Raw genomic sequence first — 23,588 nt, 5'->3', positions numbered from 1 at the left:
GTGGCCTCCTGGGTGCTGCACGTCGATCTCGACCAGTTCATCGCCGCGGTCGAGATCCTGCGTCGCCCCGAGCTCGCCGGGCTCCCCGTGGTGGTCGGGGGCAAGGGCGATCCGACACAGCGCGCTGTGGTCGCCACGGCGTCGTACGAGGCGCGCGCACACGGCGTCCGGTCCGGCCTGCCGATGCGCACGGCGGCGAAGCGCTGCCCGGACGCGGTGTTCCTGCCTGCGGACAACCCCCACTACGAGGAGGTGTCCGCGGAGGTGATGGCGACCCTGCGCGGGTTCGACGGCGTGGTCGTCGAGGTGATGGGCTGGGACGAGGCGTTCGTCGGGGCGCACACCGACGACCCCGAGGCGCTCGCGCGGGCCATCCGGGCCGCCGTGCTCGCGCGCACCCGGCTGTCGTGCTCGGTCGGGATCGGCGACAACATGCTGCGTGCCAAGCTCGCCACGGAGTTCGCCAAGCCGGGCACGGGCGACGGAGTGTTCCGGCTGACCGCGGAGAACTGGGACGAGGTCATGGCGCACCGGCCGACCCGGGCGCTCTGGGGCATCGGCGCGAAGACCGCCGGCAAGCTCGCCGACCGGGGTATCCACACCGTCGCCGAACTCGCCGCGGCCGACCCGGTCGCCCTCGCCGCCGACCTGGGCCCCGCCCTCGGACCGTGGTACGTGCAGCTGGGGCGCGGGATCGGCCGCGCCACGGTGGAGGGCACGCCATGGGTGCCCCGCTCGCGGAGCAAGGAGACGACCTTCCAGGAGAACCTCACAGCCTGGGACGACGTGCGCACGGAGGTCGCCGCGCTCGCCCGGCGAGTGGCAGCCGACATCGCCGGCGATCGTCCGGCCGCGCGCGTGGCGGTCAAGGTGCGGTTCGCGCCGTTCTCCACCTACACGCGCAGCGCCACGCTCGACGCGCCCACCCACGATCCCGACGTCCTCGCCGCCGAAGCGCTTCAGGTGCTCGAGAAGTTCACGTCCCGACGGCCGGTGCGGCTGCTCGGCGTGCGGGCGGAGTTCGCCAAGGACGAGCCCGGGGCGACCGACCCCTAGCCGATCCTCACGGCAGTGCGGGCAGGCGGTCCTCCAACCACCGGACCGCCTCATCGACGGTGCTCACCGCCGGCGCGGCGGGCACGGGCGGGCGGTCGAGCATCACGACGGGAACGCCCAGCTCGCGGGCCGCGACCAGCTTGGCCGCGGTCATCTCGCCGCCGCTGTCGCGCGTGACGAGCACGTCGATGTGGTACTCGCGCAGCAGCTCACGCTCGGCGTCGGCGGTGAAGGGCCCGCGGGCCTGGATGACCTCACACCGGGCCGGCAGCGGTGGCGGTGGCGGGTCGACGCTGCGCAGGAGGAACCAGAGCCCGTCGAGCGCGGCGAAGGCGGCGAGATCGCCGCGGCCGGTGGTCAGGAAGACCCGCTCCCCCAACGCGGGCAGCGCGGCCGCAGCGCTCGCGGCATCGGGGACGCGGTGCCAGCGGTCGCCCGGGCCCGCGGTCCAGCCCGCGCGCCGCAGCAGGAGCAGCGGCACTCCGGCAGCGGCGCCGGCCGCCACGGCGTTCTCCGTCATGCGGACGGCGAACGGATGCGTGGCGTCGACGACCACGTCGGTCCCATGCCGGCGCAGCCACGCCACCAGCCCGTCGGCGCCGCCGAACCCACCGATGCGGACGTCCCCCTGCGGGAGTGCGGGCACCGCCACGCGCCCGGCCAGCGACGACGTGACCGCGAACTCCGGGCGCCCGTGCAGCGCGGCGACCAGCCTGCGTGCCTGGCCGGTGCCGCCGAGCACGAGAACCTTCACCCGTCCCGCCGCCGCAGCAGATAGGTGTCCATGATCCAGCCCTTGCGCTCGCGCCACTCGGCGCGGATCCGCACGATCTCGTCCTTGACCTGCTGCAGATCGCCGTGCACCAGCACCTCGTCGGCGGTGCCGACGTAGGCACCCCAGTAGATGTCGATGTCGGTGTCGGTGAGGCTCGCGAAGGCGTTGCGCGCGTCCAGCATCACGACGACGTCGTCGATCCCGGCCGGCAGTCCCTCGCCGGCCAGCCGGCGACCGGTGGTGACCGCGAACGGACGCCCGGTGCGGTTGAGAGCCACCCGGTGTTGCGCCGCGAGCGCCTGCACGCTGCTGATCCCCGGAATCGACTCCACCCGGAACGTGACGGCGCCGCGCCCAGCGATCCGCTCGAGGATGCGCAGCGTCCCGTCGTAGACGGCGGGATCGCCCCACACCAGGAAGGCGCCGCAGCCGTCGGGGTCGAGCTCGTCGGCGATCATCCGCTCGTAGATCGACTCGCGGCGCTCCTGCCAGTCGACGACGGCCTCCTCGTACCGGCCCGGCGCAGCCGAACGATCCCGCTCCGGGTCGCCCGCCGCGACCACGCGGTGCGACCGCGTCACGTGCCGGTCCAGGAGTTCGGTGCGCAGCCGCGCCAGATCGCTCTTGTCCTCGCCCTTGTCGATCGTGAAGAAGACGTCGACGCGGTTCATCGCAGCGACGGCCTGCAGCGTGAGGTGCTGGGGGTCGCCTGCGCCGATACCGATCACGTACACGGTGCGCACTGCTGGACGCTAACCCGGATCCGGTGCGTCCGCGGGAGGGACGTCGGCCACGCGCATCACGAGCGCGGCGGGCTCCACGCGGATCTCCAACCGGGTCGCGTCGCCGATCGGGTCACCGTCGAGCTGCGAGGGCTGCGGGGCCTCCGCCTCGATGACGATCGACCGCGCCTGCCAGTGCTCCACCCGGGCGTTGCCGTCGCCCCGCCTGCTGATCACCCGCCCGGCTACGGCGACCCAACCGGCGAGGGTCTTCGGAGCGATGTTCACGACGTCGAGCACGCCGTCGTCGACCGTGGCCCTCGGCATCAGCACGAGCCCGCCGAGCAAGGTGCCGCTGTTGCCCACCAGCACCGTGCGAGTGCGCCTTCGCACCGGCTGGTCGCCGTCCAGGGTCAGGCTCACCCGTGTGCGGCGCCCTCGCATCGCCCGCAGGCCGGAGATCACGTAGGCGAGCGGGCCGACACGCACCTTCAGCGCCTCCGGGGTGCTCTCCATGATCGCGGCGTCGAAGCCGGTGCCGGCCATCACGAGGAACACGTGCTCCTCGTCCCCGTCGTCGACCCGCACGCGACCGACGTCGATCTTCCGGTCGTCGCCGGTGAGAGCGACGCGGACGGCCGCGGTCACGTTGTCCGGGTTGCCGAGGGTGCGCGCCAGGAGGTTGCCGGTGCCGGCCGGGACGAGGCCCATCGCCACCCCGGTGCCGGCGAGCGCCTGCGCCACCGCCCGGACGGTGCCGTCGCCGCCGCAGGCAAGCACGACGTCGGCGCCGCGTTCGATGGCGATCCTGGCCTGGCCGGTGCCGGGATCCTCGACGGTGGTCTCCAGCCACAGCGGCGGCGCCCAGCCCAGGCTGGCGCAGACCGACTCGATCCGCCTGCGGGTGCCGGGCTCGATGCGGATGGGGTTGGCCACGACCGCGGGCAGCGGCCGGTCCTCCGGTTCCGCCGACAGCGACTCGGGATCAGCGGCCGCCGGGCTGCTCCGGACGACCACGGCCACCAGCAGTGCCAGCACTGGCAGGGCGGCCAGCACGAGGACCCACCAGTCGCCGGACACGACGGAACAATAATCGCCCGGCGGCAGGTGACGCCCTCAGGCCGCGACGAGGTCCTGAGGCTCGGCGTAGGGCAGGCCGAGGTCGTGGGCCACCTGGAGGCTGGTCAGGGCACCGTTGTGGGTCGACAGACCAGCGGCGAGCGCAGAGTCCGCCGCGAGCGCATCGGACCAGCCGAGGTTCGCCAGCCGCAGAACGTACGGCAGGGTGGCGTTGGTCAGCGCGTGGGTCGAGGTGTGCGGCACGGCGCCCGGCATGTTGGCCACGCAGTAGAACACCGACTCGTGCACCCGGTAGGTCGGGTCGTCGTGGGTGGTGGGCCGGGAGTCCTCGAAGCAGCCGCCCTGGTCGATGGCGATGTCGACGAGCACGGAGCCCGGCTTCATCCGGCGCACGAGATCGTTGCTCACCAGCTGCGGCGCACGGGCACCCGGCACCAGCACGGCGCCGATCACGAGGTCGGCACCGAGGCAGGCCCTCTCCAGCTCGTGGGTGTTGGACACGACGGTCCGCACGCGGCCGGCGTATCGGTCGTCGAGCTTGCGGAGCTTGGTGATGTCGAGGTCGAGCACCGTGACGTCGGCGCCGAGCCCGACGGCCATCGCCACCGCGTTCTGGCCGGAGACACCCGCGCCGATCACCACCACACTGGCCGGAGGCACACCCGGGACGCCGCCGAGCAGCACGCCGCGGCCACCGGCGGCGCGCATGAGGGCGTTGGCGCCGGCCTGGGGCGCGAGCCGGCCGGCCACCTCGCTCATCGGGGCGAGCAGCGGCAGCGTGCCGTCGGGCAGCCGGACCGTCTCGTAGGCGATCGCCGTGGTGCCGGAGCGCAGCAGCACCTCGGTGCACGACAGCGACGCGGCGAGGTGCAGGTAGGTGAAGAGGACCTGGCCACGGCGCAGCCGGTGGTACTCCTGCTCGATCGGCTCCTTGACCTTGAGCAGAAGGTCCGCGGCGTCCCACACGTCGTCGGCGGTGGCGACGATGCGGGCGCCTGCCGCCTCGAAGTCGGCGTCGGTGATCGAGCTGCCGAGCCCGGCGTTCCGCTCGACGAGCACGTGGTGCCCGGAGCGGGTGAGCTCGTGCGCCCCGGCGGGGGTCAGCGCGACGCGGTACTCGTGGTTCTTGACCTCGCGGGGCACACCGATTCTCATAGTCACATAGTGAAGATGCCACTGATTTCGCGCAACACCGCTGCAGGAGATTCGATATTCTTCCTACATGTCATCGCCTTCTGCGGAATCGTCGTCCGTGCGCCCGGTCCCGTCGCAGGATGTTCGGCCGCTCGACGACACCGATCTGGCGATCCTGCGGGTGCTGGGCAGCGATGCCCGGGTCTCCAACAAGGATCTGGCCGAACGGGTGGGCGTGGCCCAGTCCACCTGCCTGGCGCGGGTGCGGGCGCTGCGGGAGAGCGGGGTGATCCGCGGCTACTACGCCGACATCGACCCGCGGGCCCTCGGCCACGACCTCCAGGCGATGATCGCGATACGGCTGCAGCCGCACGCCCGCGCCTCGATGGCCGAGCTGGTCACCGAGCTCAGCAGCCGCCACGAGGTACTCGACGTCTACTTCGTCGCCGGGGCGAACGACTTCCTCGTGCACGTCGCCACGGCGAGCACCGACGAGCTCCGCCGGTTCGTCGCCGACCACCTCAACCGCGATCCGGCCGTGGCAGGCACCGAGACCAGTCTGATCTTCGAGCACACCCGCGCGGCCGGCAGGCGGGCGGCGCCCGACCTGCCGGCGTGATCCTCTCTCAGGCGAGGAACGCGCGAAGCGCGTCGAGGAGCCGGTCGACGTCGTCGTCGTCGATGTACGGGGCGAGCCCCACCCGCAACGCACCGGTGTCGCCGAGCCCGAGGCGCCGCGACGCCTCCAGCGCGTAGAACGAACTCGCAGGCGCGTTCACCCCGCGCCCCGCGAGGAACTCGTACGCCGCGGCCGGATCGCGGTCGGCGAACCCCACCAGCAACGTCGGGGTGCGGTGGGCCGCCCGGGAGTACACGGTGACCCCGGGGAGCGCCGCCAGGCCGTCCTCGATGCGCCGACGCAACTGGTCCTCGTGCCGGGCCATCGCCCCCATGGCCGCCACCAGCTGTTCCCGCCTGCCGACCGCCGGATCTGCCGGGCCGAGCGACGCGAGGAAGTCCACGGCGGCGGTGGTGCCGGCGAGCAGTTCGTAGGGCAGGGTGCCGAGCTCGAACCGCTCGGGCACGACGTCAGTGGACGGCAGGAGCTTCTGCGGGTGCAGGCTCTCGAGCAGTTCGGGGGCCGCCGCCAGCACGCCGCAGTGCGGACCGAGGAACTTGTACGGGGAGCAGGCGTAGAAGTCCGCCCCCAACGCCTCGACGTGAACGGCGGCGTGTGCGGTGAAGTGCACACCGTCGACGTAGGCGAGGGCGCCCGCCTCGTGCGCGAGGTCGGTGAGCGCCCGCACGGGCGGGCAGGTGCCGATCAGGTTGGACGCCGCGGTGACGGCCACCAGGCGCGTGCGTGGCGAGAGGACAGCGGCGAGGTGCTCCTCGGTGAGCTCACCCGACTCCGGATCGAAGTCGGCCCATCGGACGACAGCGCCCACCGCCTCCGCCGCCTGCACCCACGGCCGGATGTTCGCATCGTGGTCGAGCCTCGTCACCACGACCTCGTCGCCGGGGCGCCACGTGGCCGCGAGGGTGCGGGCCATGTCGTAGGTCAGCTGGGTCATGCTGCGGCCGAACACGACCCCACGAGGGTCGGCGCCGAGAAGGTCGGCCATGGCCTGCCGCGCGCCGATGACGATGTCATCGGCAGTGCGCTCGGCCGCCGTGACCCGTCCGCGGTTGGCGAGCGGGGAGACCAGCGTGCGAGTCACCGCGTCGGCGACGACGTCGGGCACCTGCGACCCGCCGGGACCGTCGAAGTGGGCGTACCCGGCCTTCAGCGCGGGGAAGTGATCACGGACGGCGCGGACGTCGTAGGGCATACCCGCACCCTGTCATGGTCAAGTGCCCACGGCGAGCCGTTGTGATCCCACTCCGCCATCGCCGCAGGGTGGCATCCGTCGTCACCAGGCGTCGGGTTCCTCGGCTCCGGGCGCACGGTGCCGCCCCTGGCGCAGCCCGCGCTGGTAGGTGGCGAGGCGTTCGCGGACGCGGTCGGGAACCCGCTCCGTGACGGGGTTGGGGTCCTGGGGGCGCGGCGGCGGCACGAGCTGATCGCCGGGGCGGCGCCGCGGCAGCCCGCTCGACGTGGTGCCCGATGCGGCCTCCGGGCGGGCGGCGCGGGCCGCAGCCTCTCGCCACTCCCGGTCGCTCGGCGACTCCCAGTCCACCGGCCCGGACCCGTTGACGGCGCCACCGGAGCCGTCGTCGTCCTGCTCCGGTTCGGGGTCGCGGAACCACGCCGAGGCGATCGCCTCGAAGATCGGGGTGGAGAACCGATCGTCCATCGGCTCTTGCGGCAGGTCCAGCAGCGGGCCGAAGAGCTCGTCGACCGGGGGCGACGACGAGCGGGAAGGGAGCGGGTACTCCGACGCGGCCGGTTCGTCAGCGGGGAGCCCGGGGTAGGCGGCCCCGTTGACCGGCTGCTCGGACCCGTTGTTCGAGAAGACGGAGTCGTTCGCCAGGAGACCTTGCCCGTTGCCCGGCTCGTACGAGCCGAACCGGGATGACTCGAACGTGGACGACTCGAACTGCGGAGAGTCGTATTTCGGAGACTCGAACTGCGGAGACTCGAACTGCGGAGACTCGAACGGGGACGAGCTGTACTCCGACGAGCCGTTGCGCGGCGCGAACGGGTTGTCGTCAGCGGACCCGAGCGCATCGTCGCTCCCGCGCACCGAGCCGTCGCCCAGCCCCAGCGGATCGGCACCCAGCCCGAGGGGGTCGTTGCGCAGCCTGCGAGCGGCGTCGCCCAGCCCCAGCGGGTCGCTGCCCAGCCCCAGCCGATCGCTCCCGGCTAGCCCGAGCCGGTCGCTCCCCGCTGCCGGCCGGTCGCTTTCCATTCCCAGCGGGTCGTTGCCCGATCCCGGCCGGTCATTGCCCGATCCCGGCCGGTCATTGCCCGATCCCAGCCGGTCGTTGCCCAACCCCAGCGGGTCTCTGCCCAGGCCCAGCGGATCGTTGCCGAGCCCCAGCGGGTCGTTGCCGAGCCCGTTGCCGTTCCTCGTCGGAAGGAAGGGGTCGGAGAGGACCGGGCGCGGCTCCTCGAGCGTGACGGCGGCGGGCGGGCAGTGCACGCTCGCGACCGGCCCCGGACCACTGCGCGGAGGACCGGCCAGCGGGCGGCTCAGGCTGATGCCGTGACGGGACCGCCCGGCGATCTGCTCGGCGATCACCGCCACCCCGTCGCCGCTCATGTCGTCGAGGGCGAGGCGCGCTCCGCCGTCGACCGACACGTCGACGACGATCCCGCGCCCTTCCACGCGGCTCGCGACGTCGAGGCGCGCCCCCGGGTAGACGGAGGTGACGTCGTCGACGAGTTCGGACAGCACGTGCAGGAACTCGGTTGCCGCAGCGGGGGCCACCGTGGCGGCGGGAGCAGGACGGACGTCGACGCGGCCGCGCTCCTCGGCGGCGTCCGCGGCCTCGGCGAGGATGTCGGACAGCTTCCGGGTCGCGCCACCGCGCGCACCCGGCTCCTGACCGCCGAGCACCAGCAGGCTCTCGGTGTCGCGCCGCATCCGGTGGGCGGATTCCGCCAGCTCCGCGAACCCCGGGGATTCGGGGTAGGACTGTTCCGCCCGCAGCCGCTCCAGCAACCACAGGTGCCGGTCCAGGCGAGCCTGCAGGCGGCGGGCGACCCCGGCGGCAGCCTCGTCGCTCGATGGGGGCCGTGGGATGTCGTCCCACCTATCGGCCCATACCGCAGACCCCTGGCGTCCGACGTTCACCGAGTCACCCTCGGAAGCGAACATCCTGTCGCCCACCAATCGGTCCTCTCGCACGGGTCGATCCGCCCCTCTCCTTCCCCCCGAAGCCGCGAGTGGGTCTGTCACGGCGACGCAACGCAGAGTGGCATGTCCTAGCCCGCGGCACGTTACCGCGCCCCGCTCGACCCGGGCACACGGTTGCCGAGAGTGCGCTCAGGACACGGCTGCATGCGGCGGACGGCCCCGTCGATTTCGCCCATCCCGGAAGAGGGTCCGCGGCCGCCCGCCGCCGACGAACGGACGGCCGCGCACGGACGAGCGGTGGAGTTCCTGCGATCAGGCGAAGTGCAGCTGCGACCGATGAGTTTGCGGCGCACGAGCGGTCCCCTACTCCGTGCGGCGCGAGGGCGGCGCGGAACAGGAGAGGTGCAGTGACAGGAGTGCGGGTTCTGGTGGGCACGCGCAAGGGCGCTTTCGTCCTCACCTCCGACGGGAAGCGGGAGAGCTGGAACGTCAGCGGCCCGCACTTCGCGGGGTGGGAGGTCTACCACGTCACGGGGTCGCCTGCCGACCCCGACCGGCTCTACGCAGCACCGTCGGGCGGCTGGTTCGGGCAGGTCATTCAGCGTTCCGACGACGGCGGCGCCACGTGGGAGCCCGTCGGCAACGAGTTCACCTACGAGGGGGTGCCCGGCACCCACCAGTGGTACGACGGCACACCGCATCCGTGGGAGTTCGCGCGGGTCTGGCACCTGGAGCCGACGCCGAGCGACCCCGACACCGTCTACGCCGGGGTCGAGGACGCAGCCCTGTTCCGCTCCGCCGACGGCGGCCGCACCTGGCAGGAGCTACCGGGGCTGCGCGAGCACGGCTCCGGCCCGCACTGGCAGCCGGGGGCGGGCGGGATGTGCCTGCACACGATTCTGCTCGACCCACGCGACCCGGCCCGGATACACGTCGCCATCTCGGCGGCGGGGGTGTTCCGCACCGACGACACCGGCAAGACCTGGCGGGCCACCAACCGCGGCCTCAAGTCGGAGGGCATCCCCGACCCCGACGCGGAGGTGGGCCACTGCGTGCACAACCTCGCCATGCACCCGTCACGGCCGGACGTGCTCTTCATGCAGAAGCACTGGGACGTCATGCGCAGCGACGACGGCGGCGACACCTGGCACGACATCGGCGGCAACCTGCCCACCGACTTCGGCTTCCCGATCTCGGTCCACGCGCACGAGCCGGACACGATCTACGTCGTGCCGATCACGAGCGACTCCCACCACTTCCCGCCGGAGGGAAGGCTGCGCGTCTACCGCAGCCGCGCCGGCGGCAACGAGTGGGAGCCGCTCACCACCGGCCTGCCGCAGGAGAACTGCTACGTCAACGTCCTGCGTGACGCGATGGCCATCGACACCCTCGACGACTGCGGCGTGTACTTCGGCACGACCGGCGGCCAGGTGTACGCCTCCCCGGACGCCGGGAACACCTGGGCCCCGATCGTGCGGGACCTGCCCGCCGTGCTCTCGGTGGAGGTGCAGACGATCCCATGACCACCACGGCCACGGTGCGGATCAAGCTGCCGGCACACCTGCGCAAGCTCGCCCAGGTCGACAGCGAGGTTGCCGTCGACGTCACCGGACCTGCCACCCAGCGCACAGTGCTGGACGCGCTGGAGCGCACCTACCCCGTCTTGCGCGGCACGATCCGCGACCACCGCACCCAGCGCCGCCGGGCGTTCGTGCGGTACTTCGCCTGCGAGCAGGACCTCTCGCACGCCGAGCCCGACGACCCGCTCCCCGAGGCCGTCGTCAGAGGAACGGAGCCGCTGCTCATCGTGGGAGCGATGGCGGGCGGCTGATCAGGAGGCCGGGACGCCGGCGCTGCCCTCACCGGTGGTGCCGGCGCCCGATCCCTACTCGAAGCGGGACGGGTCGCCCGCGCCGCGGCGGATGATCTCCGGCTCCGGCCTGGAGTAGTCCACCACCGTCGTGGGCTCGGTGCCGCAGTCGCCCGAGTCCAGCACGGCGTCGACGGCACCGTCGAGCCGTTCCTTGATCTCCCAGCCCTGCGTGAGCGGTTCGGGCTCGTCGGGCAGCAGCAACGTGGACGACAGCAGCGGCTCCCCCAGCTCGGCGAGGAGTGCCTGAGCCACCGTGTGCTGGGGGATCCGCACGCCGACGGTCTTCTTCTTCGGGTGCAGCAGCCGGCGCGGCACCTCCTTGGTGGCGGGCAGGATGAAGGTGTAGCTGCCGGGCGTGGCCGCCTTGATGGTGCGGAACACGGTGTTGCTGACCTGCACGAACTGCCCGAGCTGCGCGAAGTCGCGACACACCAGCGTGAAGTGGTGCTTGTCGTCGAGCCGGCGGATCTCGCGGATCCGATCGAGCCCGTCGCGGTCGCCGAGCTGGCAGCCGAGGGCGAAGCAGGAGTCCGTGGGGTACGCGATGAGGCCCCCGGACCTGATGATCTCGACAACCTGCCCGAGCGCGCGCCGCTGAGGATCGACCGGGTGAACATCGAAGTAGCGCGCCATGGGCAGAGCTTAAGGAGTGACGCACTCCCGCGTGGCCCCCGACAGGCAACATCGTGGTCGCCCACGACCGGCACCCCGCCGGTGGCGACCACGCCCAGGGCGGGCCGGCTCAGCCCCCGTGCAGCCGCGAGATGTACCTCTGGGCACCGAGAGCGAAGTCGAACCACTCGGCCAACGGGAGGGGCACTCCTTGGGAGGCCCGGAACTCGAAGATTCCTGCCTTCTCCCGCGCGGCGCCCGGCCCCACGTCCTCGACCTTGTCGCCCATCGCTCCCATCGACTGGCTGCCCTCGATCGTGGCGAGCAGATCCGTGTTCGCGGGAATCGCCCTCAGCCAGCGCCCGACAGTCAGATCCACCGCGCCCGTTCTTTCGGTGCCGGATTTGATGAGATTCTGATTCGGGTCGATGCGGCCTCTGAAAAGCGCCGCATTTCCACGTGAACCTGCTTCGACGACGAGGTCGACCCAGAGTTGGGTGTCGGCGCCGAGTAACGTCTGCTCATTCTGCGGAAGCAGCTGGAAGAGCTTCGCGAAATCGGTGCGGGCCAGCAGGAGATTGCCGAGCTGCTTGGGGTAGGCGAGAGGTATGCTCGCCGCTCCCTGAACGAGATAGCCGGCTATGACGCCGATGAGGCCCTTGAGATCCTCGCTGGGGTTCGGGAGGCCCGGCCTGCCGTGAACCTGCGCCGCTCGGCCGCGCAGCGTCGCCGCTCCGCGCGCCATCGCGGGCGGAAGCTCGAAGGCCCGTGCGTCCGCGTGCGCGCCTCCGTCGCCGTAGTCGATGGCGTCGACCATGTGGGCGAGGTCGCCCATGTCTCCCATGTCGCCCACGTTGCTCACGTCGCCGGCATCGCGCACGTCGCCCGGCCGCGGCCGGAGCCGCTCACCCAGCCGCGGGATCGCACCGAGCTTGAGCCCGCTCGTGACCTGCGCCGCGGCCCGCAGACTCCCGCGCGGAATGATCGCGAAGTCGTCGTCCACCAACCGACCCGTTGCCTTGTACTGCCGAAAGAAAGGTAGCTGGATCTCCGGCGTCGGCCGGAGGCTCTCCTCGTCGTCGACGGGTTTGGCGTCGGTTCTGACCGAGGTCCGCTCCATCTGTTCGCCGAGACGGGTCAGGCCCCGCATCACCGTCGTGAGGCGTCGCTCACCGGCATCGCCTTCCTCGACCGGCGGGTCGACGATGAACTCGATCTCCGAATGCCCGCCCTGAGGGTCCGCATCGGCCTCGGCCTTGAACCCGTCGAACCGAGTGCCGATCAGCTCGCGTTTCCCGAGCGGCTCACCGGTACTGATCCTCTTCGCGCGCCACGGGGTCTCGAACTCGAATCCGACCTTGCGCTGGACGACGAGATGATCCGGAGCCGTCCCGAGGGAGTCGTACCCGGCCCAGGACGCCGGCGTCGCGCTGACGTCGGTCCCGGGGCGGGCCTCCCTGTCGCCGCGCACCCCGGCGTCGAGCGGTCGCCCCGTGGCGCGTCCGACGTCGTGGACGGTCGACCGCCGGCCCCGCGGGCACGCCACGGCACGCTCCGCGTGCACCGCGGCCTCTCGAGCAGCCTGTACGGCACGCACGACCGCCGTGTTGCCGGCCCTGCGCTGCAGCGCCATGAGGATGCCCACATCGCCGGCGGAGCGGGGGCTGCGCGAGCGGGAGTGCGACCCGTCGTCGAGCGCCTTTTCGACGTTCTGCGCCGACGATTCGTGACGATGCACGTAAACCCCCCTCGACACCGACCGACCTTCGCGGTGATGCACCACTCACGTCGCCGATGGTGCGAAGAAGGGTACAGGAGCTTTCGGAGTCGAGAAACAGGCTGCGCGTTTCGTCCCGTTCATCCCGGTCGAGATGACGGACTCCGGCCTATTGATCGGCTTTACCACTGTCTGGGAGATTCGGGGGGTGGAGAACACCGCGGAGTTGCGAAAGTTGACTGCACTCGTTGTCCGAGGTGGCTGGGAGGGCCACTGCCCCGTCGAGACCACCGACAGCTTCCTGCCGTTTCTCGAGAAGTCCGGCTACGAGACGGTGGTCTCGGACACCCTCGACATCTATCTCGACGCCGACCTGATGGCCCGCACCGACCTCATCCTCCAGTGCTGGACCATGGGGACGATCACCGCCCAGCAGCTCGCCGCGCTGCGTGCCGCCGTGGCGGGCGGCACGGGGTTCGCCGGGTGGCACGGCGGGATCGCCGACGCGTTCCGCAGCTCCACCGACTACCTGCACATGGTCGGCGGCCAGTTCGCCTGCCACCCCCGCAACTTCGTCGACCACACCGTCGAGGTGGTGCCCGAGCGGGCCGATCACCCGATCGTCGCCGGCGTCTCCCGCGTCACGCTGCACACCGAGCAGTACTGGGTGCTGACCGACAGCCGCAACGACGTCCTGGTCACCACCACCGTGGCCGCGCTGCCCGGCGACCCGTGGACCGAGCCGGTGGTCTCCCCCGCCGTGTGGACCCGCACGTGGGGCGCCGGCCGGGTCTTCGTCTGCACCGTCGGCCACAAGCAGGAAGACCTCGACGTACCCGAGATCCGCACCATCATCGAACGGGGCCTCACGTGGGCGAGCCGATGAGGATCGGCATCGTCGGTCTCGGCAGGATCAGTGGGGCCTACCTGACGACCCTCGCCCACCTGCCGGGCGTGCGGGTCACCGCGCTGGCCGACCGCGACCCGCTCCGGGCCGAAGCCGCGCGCGACCACGCACCGGGGGCCCGTGCGGTGCCGGTGGAGGAGCTGCTCACCTCCGACGAGGTCGACCTCGTGCTCAACCTGACGATCCCGGAGGCGCACGCCGAGGTGGCCACGGCGGCGCTGCGGTCGGGCAAGCACGTCTACGGGGAGAAGCCGTTCGCGATGGACCTCGTGCAGGCCCGCACCGTGCTGGCAGGCGCGGACGGCCTGCGTGTCGGATGCGCGCCCGACACCGTGCTCGGCACCGGCACGCAGACCGCGCGCAAGGCCGTGGCCGACGGGGTGATCGGCACCCCCACGGCCGCGAACGCCGCCTTCACCTCACCCGGGCACGAGTCCTGGCACCCCGACCCGGAGTTCTACTACCGCCCCGGCGGCGGCCCGCTTCTCGACATGGGCCCGTACTACCTCACCGCACTGGTCCATCTGCTCGGCCCCGTCGAGCGGGTGGTCGCCGCGGCGGGACGCGCGCGCGACATCCGCACGATCGGTTCGGGGCCGCGAGCAGGCACGGACTTCGCGGTCGAGGTCGACACCCATGTCACCGGCGCGCTCGTGCACGCAGGCGGCGTGGTCACGACCCTCACCACCAGCTTCGACGTTGTCGCCTCCACGCAGCCGCGCATCGAGATCCACGGCACCGAGGGCTCCCTCTCGGTGCCGGACCCGAACCGGTTCGACGGCGAGGTCCTGCTGCGCCGTCGGGGAGCGGCGGAGTGGACGGCGCTCCCGCCGTCGGCCGGTTACTCCGGCGCCGCCCGCGGGATCGGCGTGCTCGACCTCGTGACGAACCATCGTGCGGGCCTTCCGCACCGCGCCTCGGCCGAGGTGGCCGTGCACGTCCTGGACGTGATGGAGACCCTGCTGTCCGCGGCACACCGGCGCACCGGACTCGCCGTCTCGACGACGTGCGAGCCGCCTGCCCCGGTGCCCCTGGACGAGGTGGCCGTCGATGGGCGCCCGTTCCGGACCGCCTGATCACCGCGAGGCGCACGTCATCGCCCGGCACGGGCACCGGCGTGCGCCTCGCGGCGGCCTCAGTTCAGCTTGCGGACCGGGGATCCCGCCACGAAGGCGGCGATGTCCTCGACGGCCTCGCGGAAGAACATGTCGTAGGTCCTGCGCGTGACGTAGCCGAGGTGCGGCGTGGCCAGCACGTTGGGCAGGGAGCGGAACGGGTGGTCGGCGGGCAGCGGCTCCACGGCGAACACGTCGATCCCGGCCCCCGCGATCCGGCCCGCGCGCAACGCGTCGACCAGCGCGTCCTCATCGACGATGGGACCCCGGGAGGTGTTGATCAGGTACGCCGTGGGACGCATCCGGGCGAGCTCGGGCGCGCCCAGCAGTCCCCTGGACCGGTCGGAGAGCACCAGGTGGATCGTGACGAAGTCGCTGACCTCGAGCAGCTCCTCCTTGCCGGCCGCGAGCCGCACGCCGGCGTCGGCCGCCGCTTCGGCCGTGAGGTTCTGGCTCCACGCGACCACGTCCATGCCGAAGGCCTGGCCGATCTTCGCCACGTGCCGGCCGATCCTGCCCAGGCCGATGACGCCCAGGGTGCTGCCGTCGATGTCGGTGCCCACGGTCTGCTGCCACTGGCCACCCGCGCGCAGTGACGCCGTCTCGGTAGGCACGGACCGGGCCAGGCCGAGGAGCAGGGCCCAGGTGAGCTCGGCGGTCGGCGGCATGAGCCCGCCGGTGCCGCAGACGACCACACCCTGCTCCGCGGCCGCGGCCATGTCGACGGAGGCGTTGCCCATCCCGGTGGTCACCAGGAGCCGCAGCTGGGGCAGCCGCGCCAGCACCGAACGCGGGAACGGGGTGCGCTCCCGCATGATCACGACGATCTCGTGCTTGCCGAGCGTCTCGACCAGCGCATCCTCGTCGTCGATGTGCTCGTGGAACACCTCGACGTCGACCGCGTCGGCGAGGGAGCTCCAGTCCGCCGTCCGGAGCGCGACGTCCTGGTAGTCGTCGAGCACGGCACAGCTGAGCTTCATGAATCCTCCCGGATCGTCATCGTTTCATCGCCGGCACTCCGCTCCGGGTGCCGGCAAGGGCTGAAGTCGGCGCCGAGCCGCTCGCTGATCTCCGCGGCAGCGCGCACCAGCATCGGCGCGAACCGCTCGCGCATCGTCTCCTCGTCGGCCGAGGCCACGGAGGCGGACATCCCGAGGGCGGCGATGACCCGCCCGTCCGCACCCCGGACCGGGGCGGCCACCGACCGCAGGCCCTCCTCGAGCTCCTGCTCGATCATCGCCCAGCCCTGTGCACGCGCGGCGTCGAGCCGGTGCAGCAGTTCCTCGGGCGTGCGGACCGTCCGCGCGGTCAGCGGCGCCAACTCGGCTCGCGCGAGGTAGTGGTCCAGCTCGGTCTTCGGCAGGTCGGCGAGCAGCACATGGCCCATCGCGGTGGCGTGCGCGGGCAGCCGCGTGCCCGTGGCGAGGGCGACGCTGGGCCTGCGATGGGTCGCCACGCGCGTCACGTAGACGATGTCGGTGTCGTCGAGTGTGGACAGGGAGCACGCCTCGCGCGTCTCGGCGACCAGCTCCTCCATCCACGGCTGCGCGATCACCGGCAGGTTCAGGGAGCTCAGATAGGCGTAGCCGAGTGCAAGTACGCGGGGCGTCAGGGCGAACGAGCGTCCTTCACTGCGCACGTAGCCGAGCTGCTGGAGCGTGAGCAGCACCCGGCGGACCGTCGGCCTGCTCAAGCCGGTGAGCTCGGCACATCGGCTGAGCGTGAGGCTCGGGTGGTGGTCCGAGAACGCCAGGATCACGGCGAGGCCGCGTTCGAGTGACTGGATGAACTCGCGCTGGTCCGGCTCCTTGGGCACTCGATCTCCCTTGACAGTGGTCACTACCGCGCGCGACATTACGAATGTCCGCAACCCGTACTGACTGTCCGCATAGCGTACATCAGTGCGAGGAGTCGGCCGGCGAGAAATGAGGCGCTGATGCGAACCGCCAGCTACGGGGACCTCGACCACCTGGTCCAGCCGGACCGCGTGCACGGGAGCGTCTACACCGACCCCACGCTCTTCGCCGAGGAGATGCGCAGCATCTTCGGCCGCACCTGGGTCTACGTGGCGCACGAGTCGGAGATCGCGCAGCCGGGCGACTACCGGAGCACCACGATCGGCCTTCAGCCCGTGATCGTCACCCGCGACGCGGACGGCGGGATCCACGTGCTCCTCAACCGCTGCCGGCACCGCGCGTCGGTCGTCTGCCGGGAGCGCTCGGGCAACGCGACCTTCTTCCGTTGCCCGTTCCACGGCTGGACCTACCGCAACAGCGGTGAGCTGCTGGGCGTGCCGATGAACCGCCGCTACAGCCCGGAGAACCTCGACAAGTCTGCACTGGGCCTCACGCCGGTGGCACGGGTGGACTCCTACCGGGGGCTCGTCTTCGCGAGCCTCAACCCCGACGTTCCCGACCTCGCCGAGCACCTCGGCGGAGCGCGCCACTACCTCGACCGCGTCTTCCTGCACCCCGCGTTCGAGAAGACGCTCAACCTGAGCGCGGGCCGCAACGTGCACGAGTACCCGGCCAACTGGAAACACGCCATCGAAGGCGGGGTCGACGGCTACCACGCGATCACGTTGCACGAGACCTGGTTCAAGATCCGCGACCAGAGCCCGGACCGCCCGCACGCACGCCTGGGCTCGCGCGACGAGACCATCGGCTACAGCGAGGCCCACCCCGGCGGCCACGTGCTCCTCGCCCGCTGGCCCAGCGAGGGCGACGTCGAGGAGTTCCGCAAGACCTATCCCGAGTACACCTCGCGCCTGGAGTCCGAGCACGGCAGCGAGCTGCTGCGGGACTTTCTCGGCCAGTTCAACGTCCTGATCTTCCCCAACCTGCACATCACGCTGCAGAACCTGCGCGTGATCACGCCGATCAGCCCGACACGCACGCAGATCACGATGTCGCCGATGCTGATCGGGGACGCTCCCGACGATCTCAACGCAGAGCGGCTGCGCGAGTTCGAGGAGGCGTTCGCCACGGGCTCGTTCATCGCCCCCGACGACTCGGAGGCGTTCGTCTGCGTGCAGGAGGGCGTGGCCGCCGAGGTCGATCCGTGGCTGCTGCTCTCGCGCGGCCTCCACGACGAGGAGCGGCTCCCCGGCGGCGGCTACCGCGGCAAGCCGAGCGACGAGACGCCCCAGCGGGGCCTGTTCCGGGAGTGGAAGCGCCTGCTGCAGGAAGGGCGGACGGCATGACCGGCACGACCGGGGCAACTCGCACGCTCACCCGCAGCGACGCCGAGGACTTCCTCTACCACGAGGCCGAACTGCTCGACGGTTTCCAGCTCGACCGCTGGCTGGAGCTCTTCACCGACGACGCCGTGTACTGGGTGCCCGCCCGGCACGACGAGGCGGACCCGCAGCGCCACGTGTCGTTGATCTACGACGACAGGGGCCGGATCGAGGAGCGGATCTGGCGGCTGCGCGTCGGACCGGCCCACGCCCAGATCCCGCCGTCGGTGACCCGCCGCCTCATCACGAACGTCCGTGTGTCCGATGCGGAGCACGGCCCCGTCGTGCGGTCGAACTTCGCGATCTTCGAGGTCCGGAAGGGCACCCAGCGGTCCTTCGCGGGCGAGTACGAGCACCGGCTGGTCCCATACGGGACCGGCTGGCGGATCCGGCGCCGGACCGCTCGCCTCGTCAACTGCGAGGCGCCCATCTTCAACCTCACGTTCCTGGTCTGAGCCGCACTGTGAGCGCCCGATGAGCACCAACGCTCCCCCGACCCGCCTGGTGCTGCGCAACGAGTTCGCCACCGTGGAGGTCATGCTCGACGAGACCGCCAACGGGCCCCGCCTGCTCGTGCGTGACCTCGAGACCGGCCGTCAGGTCCATCTCGACGCTCTCGAGGTGGAGAGCCTGACGCGGATGACCCACGACGACTTCGCCGAACGGGTGCGCCCCGCCTGATGCGGCCTGCGCGGTAGTGGGCCGCACCGGTGCCATGCCGACCCCTCGACGAGGCTCCCGCGGACACGCTCCGCGAGCGCGTTGGTCCGCACAGGTCACAGGATGCTCCGTCGTCACCTCCGCAGCCGGGCCGACCTTGGCGTCATTTCTGTGTTCCGCTCATTTTCGTCGTCGCGCCACGCCGATATTCACCGGTCCGGGTAATGGTTGAGGACCGAACGCTTTCGGGAACCGTGGCGTCATTGACCTGAACTCGGGCAATTGCTCTGATGATTCAAGGGGAAATCGGCTGCGGGGAGCAACGGTCATGCCCGAATCGGATCGCGCGCGACGCCGAACGCCGGTAGCGGTGCTCGGCGCGGCCGTCGTGCTGCTCCTCGCCGCCGGGGCGGCCGCCAGCGGTGCGGTCGGCCCGGGCGCCGTCGCTGTGGCCGCGCCGCACGTCCGGCTCGTCCCGGCCGACGGTGCCACCGACGTGGCCCCGCTCGCACCGATCAGCGTGGAGGCGACGGGTGGTGCGCTCACCGACGTCGCCCTCACCGCCGAGGACGGCACCTCGATCCCGGGAACCCTGTCGCCGGACGGCCGGACCTGGACCGCGTCGACGGCCCTCGCGTTCGGCACCACCTACCGCTTCGCGGGCAGCGCCACCGGCGAGGGCGGCTCCGTTCCGGTCACCGGCGGTTTCTCCGTGGTCGACCCGAGCAGGCTGCTCCGCGCATCCACGAGCATCGGCGACGGCGCGGTGGTCGGTATCGCCGCCCCGATCGACATCCGCTTCAGCGGCCTCGTCGCCGAGGCCGACCGCGCCGCGGTCGAACGGCTCCTCTCGGTGCGCACGTCCGTGCCCGTCGTGGGCTCCTGGGCGTGGCTGCCCGATACCGCCCGCAACTCGCGGATCCACTGGCGACCGGCCGAGTACTGGCCGCCCGGCACGAAGGTCCACGTCGAGGCCCGGCTCTACGGGCTCGACCTCGGCGATACCGAGTTCGGCGCCGCCGATCTCACCAGCGAGTTCAGCATCGGCCGCTCCCAGATCGTGCGCGCCGACGTCAAGCGGCACCGGATGGTCGTCATCAGGGACGGCAAAGAGGTGTCCAACGTGCCCGCCAGCTTCGGGCTCGAATCCGACCCGAGGCGGGTCACGCGAGGCGGCGTCCACGTCGTGATGGGCAAGTCCCGCACCGAACTGATGACCAACCGGGCGTACGACTACGAGAACGTGCCCATGCACTGGGCAGTCCGGATCTCCAACAACGGCGAGTTCATCCACGCCAACCCCGCTTCGGGCTACGCGCAGGGCAGGCAGAACGTCACCCACGGCTGCGTGAACCTCTCCACCGCGAACGCACGCGCCTACTTCAACTCGGTTCTCTACGGGGATCCGGTCGAGGTCACCGGAAGCCGCATCCAACTTTCCGCTGCAGACGGCGACTTCTACGACTGGACGATTCCGTGGGATGAGTGGCGAACGATGTCGGCGCTGCACGGTTCGGAAAACCAGCTCGCGCGTATGGACGGCGAGGCCTCCATCCAGCTTCCCCGCTGAGGCCGATTCGCCCCTCGGAGATCCCCCCTCAGGCGGGGTCGCCCATGCCGTCCTGCGTCTGCGTCGCCGGCTGATCGCCGAGCATCTGCACCGCCTCCCGCAGGCTCGCCAGGTAGCGCGCCTTGTGCTGCCGGTAGCGCTGCACGGGCGCCGAGATCGTGTAGCACCCCATCACGATCCCGTTGCTCCAGATCGGTACCGCGATGCAGGCGACCCCCACCGAGAACTCCTCGATGTCGGTGGCGTAGCCGTTCTTCGCCACCCGTGCCAACTCCCGATCGAGGACGGCCGGATCGGTGATCGTCTTCGGCGTCATGCTCTCCAGCGGGTGCATGGCGAGGTAGCGCTCGCGGTCGGCGGGCTCGGCGAAGGCGAGCAGCACCTTCCCCGAGGCCCGCGCGTTGGCCGCTCCGCGATAACCGGGCCGCAGGTCGGTGACCTGCACCGCGTGCGTCCCGGCCAGGTGCGCGAGCACCACGGGGTTCCCACTCCGCCACGCGCTGAGGTAGGCGCTCTCGCCTGTGGCGTCGGTGATCCACCGCAGCGGTGCCAGCAGCTCGGGAGGCGGGACGGTCTGCTGCGCGTACGCGGCCGACAGCACCTCCATCGCGAAGCCGAAGCGGTACTGCTTGCGCTCGTCGCGGGCCAGCAGCTTCGCGTCGACCAGCGTGTTGAGCAGGTGGTACACCGTCGGCACCGACGTGCCGAGCTCCTTGGCCAGACGGTTGACCGACCGGTCCTGCTCCGGCAGTGAGGCGATGAGCATGAGCAGGTGCGCGGCCCGGGACACCGACCGGATCCGGGTGCCCGTTCTCATCTCGTCGGTCATGTCATCCCTCACGTCCGATGCGACCGTTTCGGCTCCATCTTCGCGTGTCCGCTCGGGGACGGCGCGTTCACCTGTCCGGGCTGCGGATCGAGACGCCTCCGTCCACGGGCAGGACCGTGCCCGTGATGTAGCGGGCCTCGTCCGACACGAGGAACAACGCCGCGTATCCGACGTCCCATCCAGTGCCCTCGACGCCTAGCGGCGAGGCGGCACGCCTGCGTTCGCGCACCTCGTCGGCCATCCCGGCTGCGTAGACCATCGGCGTGTAGAGCGGTCCCGGCGCGATGCAGTTCACGCGGATCCCGGCGGCGGCGTGGTCGATCGCCATCGCCCTGGTCAGAGCGATGACCGCGCCCTTCGCGGCGGTGTAGGGCGTGAGCCCGCGCGGGCGCAGCGCCGAGATCGACGACAGGTTCACGATGGAACCCCCGCCCCCCGTCGCCATCACCGGCACCACCGCGCGGCTCGCCTGGACGATCGTCCGCACGTTGACGGCCATGACCCGGTCCCAGTCCTCCGACGTGGCGTCGAGGATCGTGCCGGGGCCCTCGATCCCGACGTTGTTGTCGAGGACGTCGATGCGCCCCCAGCGCCCGACGGCCGCGGCCGCCATCGCGGTGCAGTCGTCCTCCACCGTGAGATCTGCGGCGACGGCGACGGCCTCGCCGCCCTCCGCGGCGATCATGTCCACGGTGTTGTTCGCCGCGGCCTCGTCGCGGTCGACGACGAGAACGCGGGCGCCGTGGCGAGCGAACAGGATCGCCGCGGCCCGGCCCGTACCGATTCCCTCGGCACGGGAACCGCCGCCCGTCACGACAGCGACCTTGCCCTCCAGGCGCCGCTGCGCAGGCGCTCCGTCGACCGGGCCCGTCATGACAGCCCCATCAGGGTTGCCGCCGTGCCGCCGAGCATCTGCTCCACCTCGTCCGTCGTGATCTCGACTCCGTGTCGGCCCGCAATCTCGGGAAGGTCCCGGAAGGTCTCCACCCAGGTGTGCAGCGGCATCACCGCCGATACGCCCGGGCAGTCGCTGCCGAACACCACACGGCCCAGCCCGATGCCGTTCTTGATCTCGGCCAGATGCGACACGAAGCGGCCCTCGTCCTCGATGAGCAGGCTCTGCCACAGCGAGAGTTCGAGGTACAGGTTCGGCTTCCAGCGGGCCATGTCGAGCGCCAGCGGGAACCACGCGCGCTGGCCGGCGTGCAGGATCACGAAGTTCGTGTCCGGGAAGTCCGCGGCCGGCTCGTCGAGGTGCAGCGGGCTCGCATACGTGCTGATCAGCGGCGCGGCCATCGGCCCCGTGTGCACCGCCACCGGCACGCCCCGCTCGCCTGCCAGCGCGTAGAGCGGATGGCACACCGGGTCGGCGGGAGAGAACCCGGAGCAGGGATGCAGCTTCAGCCCGCGGGCCCCGGCGTCGAGCGCGTCGCGGAACATGTCGACCGCCCCCGGACGGCGCGGGTCGATCCCGAAGAAGGCGATGAAGTGCTCCGGGTCCTCCCGGGCGAGGTCGGTGGCGAGCCGGTTCTCCTCCTCGATCGACCGGTCGCCTTCCCCGAGGCGCAGCCCGTAGTCACCGAGCAGCAGGCACGAGCGGTCGACCCCGGCCTTCTCCATCTCGGCACGGATCTCACCCGCCCGCGCGCCGACGTCCTGCACGGGCGCCTCGGCGTGCCGGTGCACCCCGGCGACGCCCCCGCGTGCGGCGATCTCCCGCACCGCTGCGTACCGCTCGAAGATCGACCACAGGTGGCGGTGCAGATCGATGATCATCGCAACCTTCCCATCAGCGCAGTGCTCCCATCAGCGCAGTGCTCCCTCGGTGGGTGTGTGCTCCCCGGCCCACGCCAGGTGTTCCAGTACTGCCACGGAGAACTCCCGCGGCCGTTCGAGGAAGGCCATGTGCGGGGCGTCCATCTCCACCAGCCGCGCATCGGGCACCCGCGCGGCCAGATCCCTCATGACGTCGATCGGGGTCGACAGGTCGCGCATCCCCGCGATGCACGTGGTGGGCACGCGGATCTCGCCCAGCCGCTCCAGCACGTCGTGCGTGCCGATCGCGCGCCAGGTGTCGGCCAACGCCCCCGGGTCCATCGCGAGCAGCCGCTCCCGCGCGTACGCCATGTACGGGGTGTCCCGGTCGGCCTCTAGCGCAGCCGGGGTGAACCACCGGGTCAGCGTGTCCTCGAGCATTCCCGCCGATCCCTTGTCCTCGGTGGCGTCGGCCCGGTCGTTCATGACGGCCGAGTCGCCACGCGGGGTGGTGCAGGCGAGCACGAGGGAGCGCACGCGGTCCGGATGTGCGAGTGCCAGGTGCATCGCGACCATGCCGCCCAGTGACGCGCCCACCACGTCGAGCGGCCCGGTGCTGTGGCCCACGATCTCGTCGGCCATGTCGGCGAGGGTGAGGCCGAGGCGGGCCCGCTCCCGCTCACCGTGGCCGGGCATCGTCACGGCGCGTACCGGGGGCAGGTCCAGCCACTCGATGCAACGGCGGTCGAGACCGACCGGGTGCAGGAACAGCAGCGAGCTGCCGTCGGAGTGCCTGGCCATG

Annotated in this window: 24 protein-coding genes; 10 read left to right on the top strand and 14 right to left on the bottom strand. The window is 71.5% G+C overall.

What is annotated here, in order from left to right:
* Positions 1–1,056 carry a DNA polymerase IV gene (locus ABD743_RS26230; RefSeq protein WP_344724881.1) on the top strand — a complete coding sequence of 352 codons (1,056 nt, stop codon included), beginning with the start codon at positions 1–3 and terminating at the stop codon, positions 1,054–1,056.
* Positions 1,057–1,063: 7 nt separating this feature from the next.
* Here the strand turns inward: ABD743_RS26230 and ABD743_RS26225 are convergent, their stop codons facing one another.
* From ABD743_RS26225 to ald, 4 genes are read right to left on the bottom strand one after another with little or no spacing between them, the layout of a single operon-like run.
* Positions 1,064–1,810, bottom strand: coding sequence for a cobalt-precorrin-6A reductase (locus ABD743_RS26225; protein ID WP_344724880.1), 747 nt, complete (start codon positions 1,808–1,810; stop codon positions 1,064–1,066).
* A complete protein-coding gene (gene cobF / locus ABD743_RS26220) occupies positions 1,807–2,574 on the bottom strand; it encodes a precorrin-6A synthase (deacetylating) (RefSeq protein WP_344724879.1) in 768 nt (255 codons plus the stop codon). The genes ABD743_RS26225 and cobF overlap by 4 nt, the downstream gene beginning before the upstream one ends.
* 9 nt (positions 2,575–2,583) lie before the next feature.
* A complete protein-coding gene (locus ABD743_RS26215; protein WP_344724878.1) occupies positions 2,584–3,633 on the bottom strand; it encodes a diacylglycerol/lipid kinase family protein in 1,050 nt (349 codons plus the stop codon).
* Between the two features lie 36 nt (positions 3,634–3,669).
* Positions 3,670–4,788, bottom strand: coding sequence for an alanine dehydrogenase (ald, locus tag ABD743_RS26210; protein WP_344724877.1), 1,119 nt, complete (start codon positions 4,786–4,788; stop codon positions 3,670–3,672).
* Between the two features lie 67 nt (positions 4,789–4,855).
* On the opposite strand from ald, the gene ABD743_RS26205 reads away from it, so the two are divergent.
* Positions 4,856–5,386 carry an Lrp/AsnC family transcriptional regulator gene (locus ABD743_RS26205; protein ID WP_344724876.1) on the top strand — a complete coding sequence of 177 codons (531 nt, stop codon included), beginning with the start codon at positions 4,856–4,858 and terminating at the stop codon, positions 5,384–5,386.
* Positions 5,387–5,393: 7 nt separating this feature from the next.
* On the opposite strand, the gene ABD743_RS26200 is transcribed toward ABD743_RS26205, so the two are convergent.
* The gene (locus tag ABD743_RS26200) at positions 5,394–6,599 is read right to left on the bottom strand and encodes a cysteine desulfurase-like protein (protein ID WP_344724874.1); all 1,206 of its coding nucleotides are present in this window, start codon (positions 6,597–6,599) and stop codon (positions 5,394–5,396) included.
* 81 nt (positions 6,600–6,680) lie between these two features.
* Entirely contained in the window at positions 6,681–8,507 is a 1,827-nt protein-coding gene (locus ABD743_RS26195) for a hypothetical protein (RefSeq protein ID WP_344724873.1), read from the bottom strand.
* A 410-nt stretch (positions 8,508–8,917) separates the two neighbouring features.
* Here ABD743_RS26195 and ABD743_RS26190 point away from each other — a divergent pair, with 410 nt between their 5' ends.
* Positions 8,918–10,033, top strand: a complete 1,116-nt coding sequence (locus ABD743_RS26190) for a WD40/YVTN/BNR-like repeat-containing protein (RefSeq protein ID WP_344724872.1) — start codon at positions 8,918–8,920, stop codon at positions 10,031–10,033.
* Positions 10,030–10,341: a MoaD/ThiS family protein gene (locus ABD743_RS26185; protein ID WP_344724871.1), complete on the top strand. Its 312-nt coding sequence runs from the start codon at positions 10,030–10,032 to the stop codon at positions 10,339–10,341. The genes ABD743_RS26190 and ABD743_RS26185 overlap by 4 nt, the downstream gene beginning before the upstream one ends.
* A gap of 54 nt (positions 10,342–10,395) precedes the next feature.
* Here the strand turns inward: ABD743_RS26185 and ABD743_RS26180 are convergent, their stop codons facing one another.
* Positions 10,396–11,016, bottom strand: a complete 621-nt coding sequence (locus ABD743_RS26180) for an L-threonylcarbamoyladenylate synthase (protein WP_344724870.1) — start codon at positions 11,014–11,016, stop codon at positions 10,396–10,398.
* Positions 11,017–11,125: 109 nt separating this feature from the next.
* Entirely contained in the window at positions 11,126–12,733 is a 1,608-nt protein-coding gene (locus tag ABD743_RS26175; RefSeq protein ID WP_344724869.1) for a hypothetical protein, read from the bottom strand.
* A 214-nt stretch (positions 12,734–12,947) separates the two neighbouring features.
* Between ABD743_RS26175 and ABD743_RS26170 the strand changes: the two genes are divergently transcribed.
* Positions 12,948–13,598 (top strand): ThuA domain-containing protein, encoded by a 651-nt coding sequence (locus ABD743_RS26170; RefSeq protein ID WP_344724868.1) that lies wholly within the window; start codon positions 12,948–12,950, stop codon positions 13,596–13,598.
* Entirely contained in the window at positions 13,583–14,695 is a 1,113-nt protein-coding gene (locus ABD743_RS26165) for a Gfo/Idh/MocA family protein (protein WP_344724867.1), read from the top strand. The genes ABD743_RS26170 and ABD743_RS26165 overlap by 16 nt, the downstream gene beginning before the upstream one ends.
* 59 nt (positions 14,696–14,754) lie before the next feature.
* Here ABD743_RS26165 and ABD743_RS26160 read toward each other — a convergent pair whose 3' ends face one another.
* Together ABD743_RS26160 and ABD743_RS26155 are read right to left on the bottom strand one after the other, a co-directional pair.
* Positions 14,755–15,714, bottom strand: a complete 960-nt coding sequence (locus ABD743_RS26160; protein ID WP_344724866.1) for a D-2-hydroxyacid dehydrogenase family protein — start codon at positions 15,712–15,714, stop codon at positions 14,755–14,757.
* Positions 15,711–16,550, bottom strand: coding sequence for an IclR family transcriptional regulator domain-containing protein (locus ABD743_RS26155; RefSeq protein ID WP_344724865.1), 840 nt, complete (start codon positions 16,548–16,550; stop codon positions 15,711–15,713). The genes ABD743_RS26160 and ABD743_RS26155 overlap by 4 nt, the downstream gene beginning before the upstream one ends.
* 120 nt (positions 16,551–16,670) lie before the next feature.
* Here ABD743_RS26155 and ABD743_RS26150 point away from each other — a divergent pair, with 120 nt between their 5' ends.
* From ABD743_RS26150 to ABD743_RS26135, 4 genes are all read left to right on the top strand, one after another.
* Positions 16,671–17,936, top strand: a complete 1,266-nt coding sequence (locus ABD743_RS26150) for a Rieske 2Fe-2S domain-containing protein (RefSeq protein WP_344724864.1) — start codon at positions 16,671–16,673, stop codon at positions 17,934–17,936.
* Positions 17,933–18,427 (top strand): aromatic-ring-hydroxylating dioxygenase subunit beta, encoded by a 495-nt coding sequence (locus ABD743_RS26145; protein ID WP_344724863.1) that lies wholly within the window; start codon positions 17,933–17,935, stop codon positions 18,425–18,427. Before ABD743_RS26150 ends, ABD743_RS26145 begins: the two co-directional genes overlap by 4 nt.
* Before the next feature lie 19 nt (positions 18,428–18,446).
* A complete protein-coding gene (locus tag ABD743_RS26140) occupies positions 18,447–18,653 on the top strand; it encodes a hypothetical protein (RefSeq protein ID WP_344724862.1) in 207 nt (68 codons plus the stop codon).
* Positions 18,654–18,960: 307 nt separating this feature from the next.
* Positions 18,961–20,202 carry a L,D-transpeptidase gene (locus ABD743_RS26135; protein ID WP_344724861.1) on the top strand — a complete coding sequence of 414 codons (1,242 nt, stop codon included), beginning with the start codon at positions 18,961–18,963 and terminating at the stop codon, positions 20,200–20,202.
* Between the two features lie 28 nt (positions 20,203–20,230).
* Here ABD743_RS26135 and ABD743_RS26130 read toward each other — a convergent pair whose 3' ends face one another.
* The 4 genes from ABD743_RS26130 to ABD743_RS26115 form a co-directional block, all read right to left on the bottom strand.
* Positions 20,231–21,031 carry an IclR family transcriptional regulator gene (locus ABD743_RS26130; protein ID WP_344724860.1) on the bottom strand — a complete coding sequence of 267 codons (801 nt, stop codon included), beginning with the start codon at positions 21,029–21,031 and terminating at the stop codon, positions 20,231–20,233.
* Between the two features lie 67 nt (positions 21,032–21,098).
* Positions 21,099–21,905 carry an SDR family NAD(P)-dependent oxidoreductase gene (locus ABD743_RS26125; protein ID WP_344724859.1) on the bottom strand — a complete coding sequence of 269 codons (807 nt, stop codon included), beginning with the start codon at positions 21,903–21,905 and terminating at the stop codon, positions 21,099–21,101.
* Positions 21,902–22,807 (bottom strand): amidohydrolase family protein, encoded by a 906-nt coding sequence (locus ABD743_RS26120; protein WP_344724858.1) that lies wholly within the window; start codon positions 22,805–22,807, stop codon positions 21,902–21,904. The genes ABD743_RS26125 and ABD743_RS26120 overlap by 4 nt, the downstream gene beginning before the upstream one ends.
* Positions 22,808–22,837: 30 nt before the next feature.
* Positions 22,838–23,587, bottom strand: coding sequence for an alpha/beta fold hydrolase (locus tag ABD743_RS26115; protein WP_344724857.1), 750 nt, complete (start codon positions 23,585–23,587; stop codon positions 22,838–22,840).
* Between the last annotated feature and the right edge of the window lies 1 nt (position 23,588).

Source organism: Pseudonocardia yunnanensis, assembly GCF_039534065.1.
GTDB lineage: Bacteria > Actinomycetota > Actinomycetes > Mycobacteriales > Pseudonocardiaceae > Pseudonocardia > Pseudonocardia yunnanensis.
This window is presented reverse-complemented; position numbering and strand designations above follow the sequence as displayed.

Bases quoted from the DNA above. Each gene is read 5' to 3' on its own strand.
- ald (WP_344724877.1), bottom strand. From the start codon at position 4,788: ATGAGAATCGGTGTGCCCCGCGAGGTCAAGAACCACGAGTACCGCGTC.
- ABD743_RS26205 (WP_344724876.1), top strand. From the start codon at position 4,856: ATGTCATCGCCTTCTGCGGAATCGTCGTCCGTGCGCCCGGTCCCGTCG.
- ABD743_RS26200 (WP_344724874.1), bottom strand. From the start codon at position 6,599: ATGCCCTACGACGTCCGCGCCGTCCGTGATCACTTCCCCGCGCTGAAG.
- ABD743_RS26185 (WP_344724871.1), top strand. From the start codon at position 10,030: ATGACCACCACGGCCACGGTGCGGATCAAGCTGCCGGCACACCTGCGC.
- ABD743_RS26180 (WP_344724870.1), bottom strand. From the start codon at position 11,016: ATGGCGCGCTACTTCGATGTTCACCCGGTCGATCCTCAGCGGCGCGCG.
- ABD743_RS26160 (WP_344724866.1), bottom strand. From the start codon at position 15,714: ATGAAGCTCAGCTGTGCCGTGCTCGACGACTACCAGGACGTCGCGCTC.
- ABD743_RS26150 (WP_344724864.1), top strand. From the start codon at position 16,671: ATGCGAACCGCCAGCTACGGGGACCTCGACCACCTGGTCCAGCCGGAC.
- ABD743_RS26145 (WP_344724863.1), top strand. From the start codon at position 17,933: ATGACCGGCACGACCGGGGCAACTCGCACGCTCACCCGCAGCGACGCC.
- ABD743_RS26140 (WP_344724862.1), top strand. From the start codon at position 18,447: ATGAGCACCAACGCTCCCCCGACCCGCCTGGTGCTGCGCAACGAGTTC.
- ABD743_RS26135 (WP_344724861.1), top strand. From the start codon at position 18,961: ATGCCCGAATCGGATCGCGCGCGACGCCGAACGCCGGTAGCGGTGCTC.
- ABD743_RS26130 (WP_344724860.1), bottom strand. From the start codon at position 21,031: ATGACCGACGAGATGAGAACGGGCACCCGGATCCGGTCGGTGTCCCGG.
- ABD743_RS26125 (WP_344724859.1), bottom strand. From the start codon at position 21,905: ATGACGGGCCCGGTCGACGGAGCGCCTGCGCAGCGGCGCCTGGAGGGC.
- ABD743_RS26120 (WP_344724858.1), bottom strand. From the start codon at position 22,807: ATGATCATCGATCTGCACCGCCACCTGTGGTCGATCTTCGAGCGGTAC.
- ABD743_RS26115 (WP_344724857.1), bottom strand. From the start codon at position 23,587: ATGGCCAGGCACTCCGACGGCAGCTCGCTGCTGTTCCTGCACCCGGTC.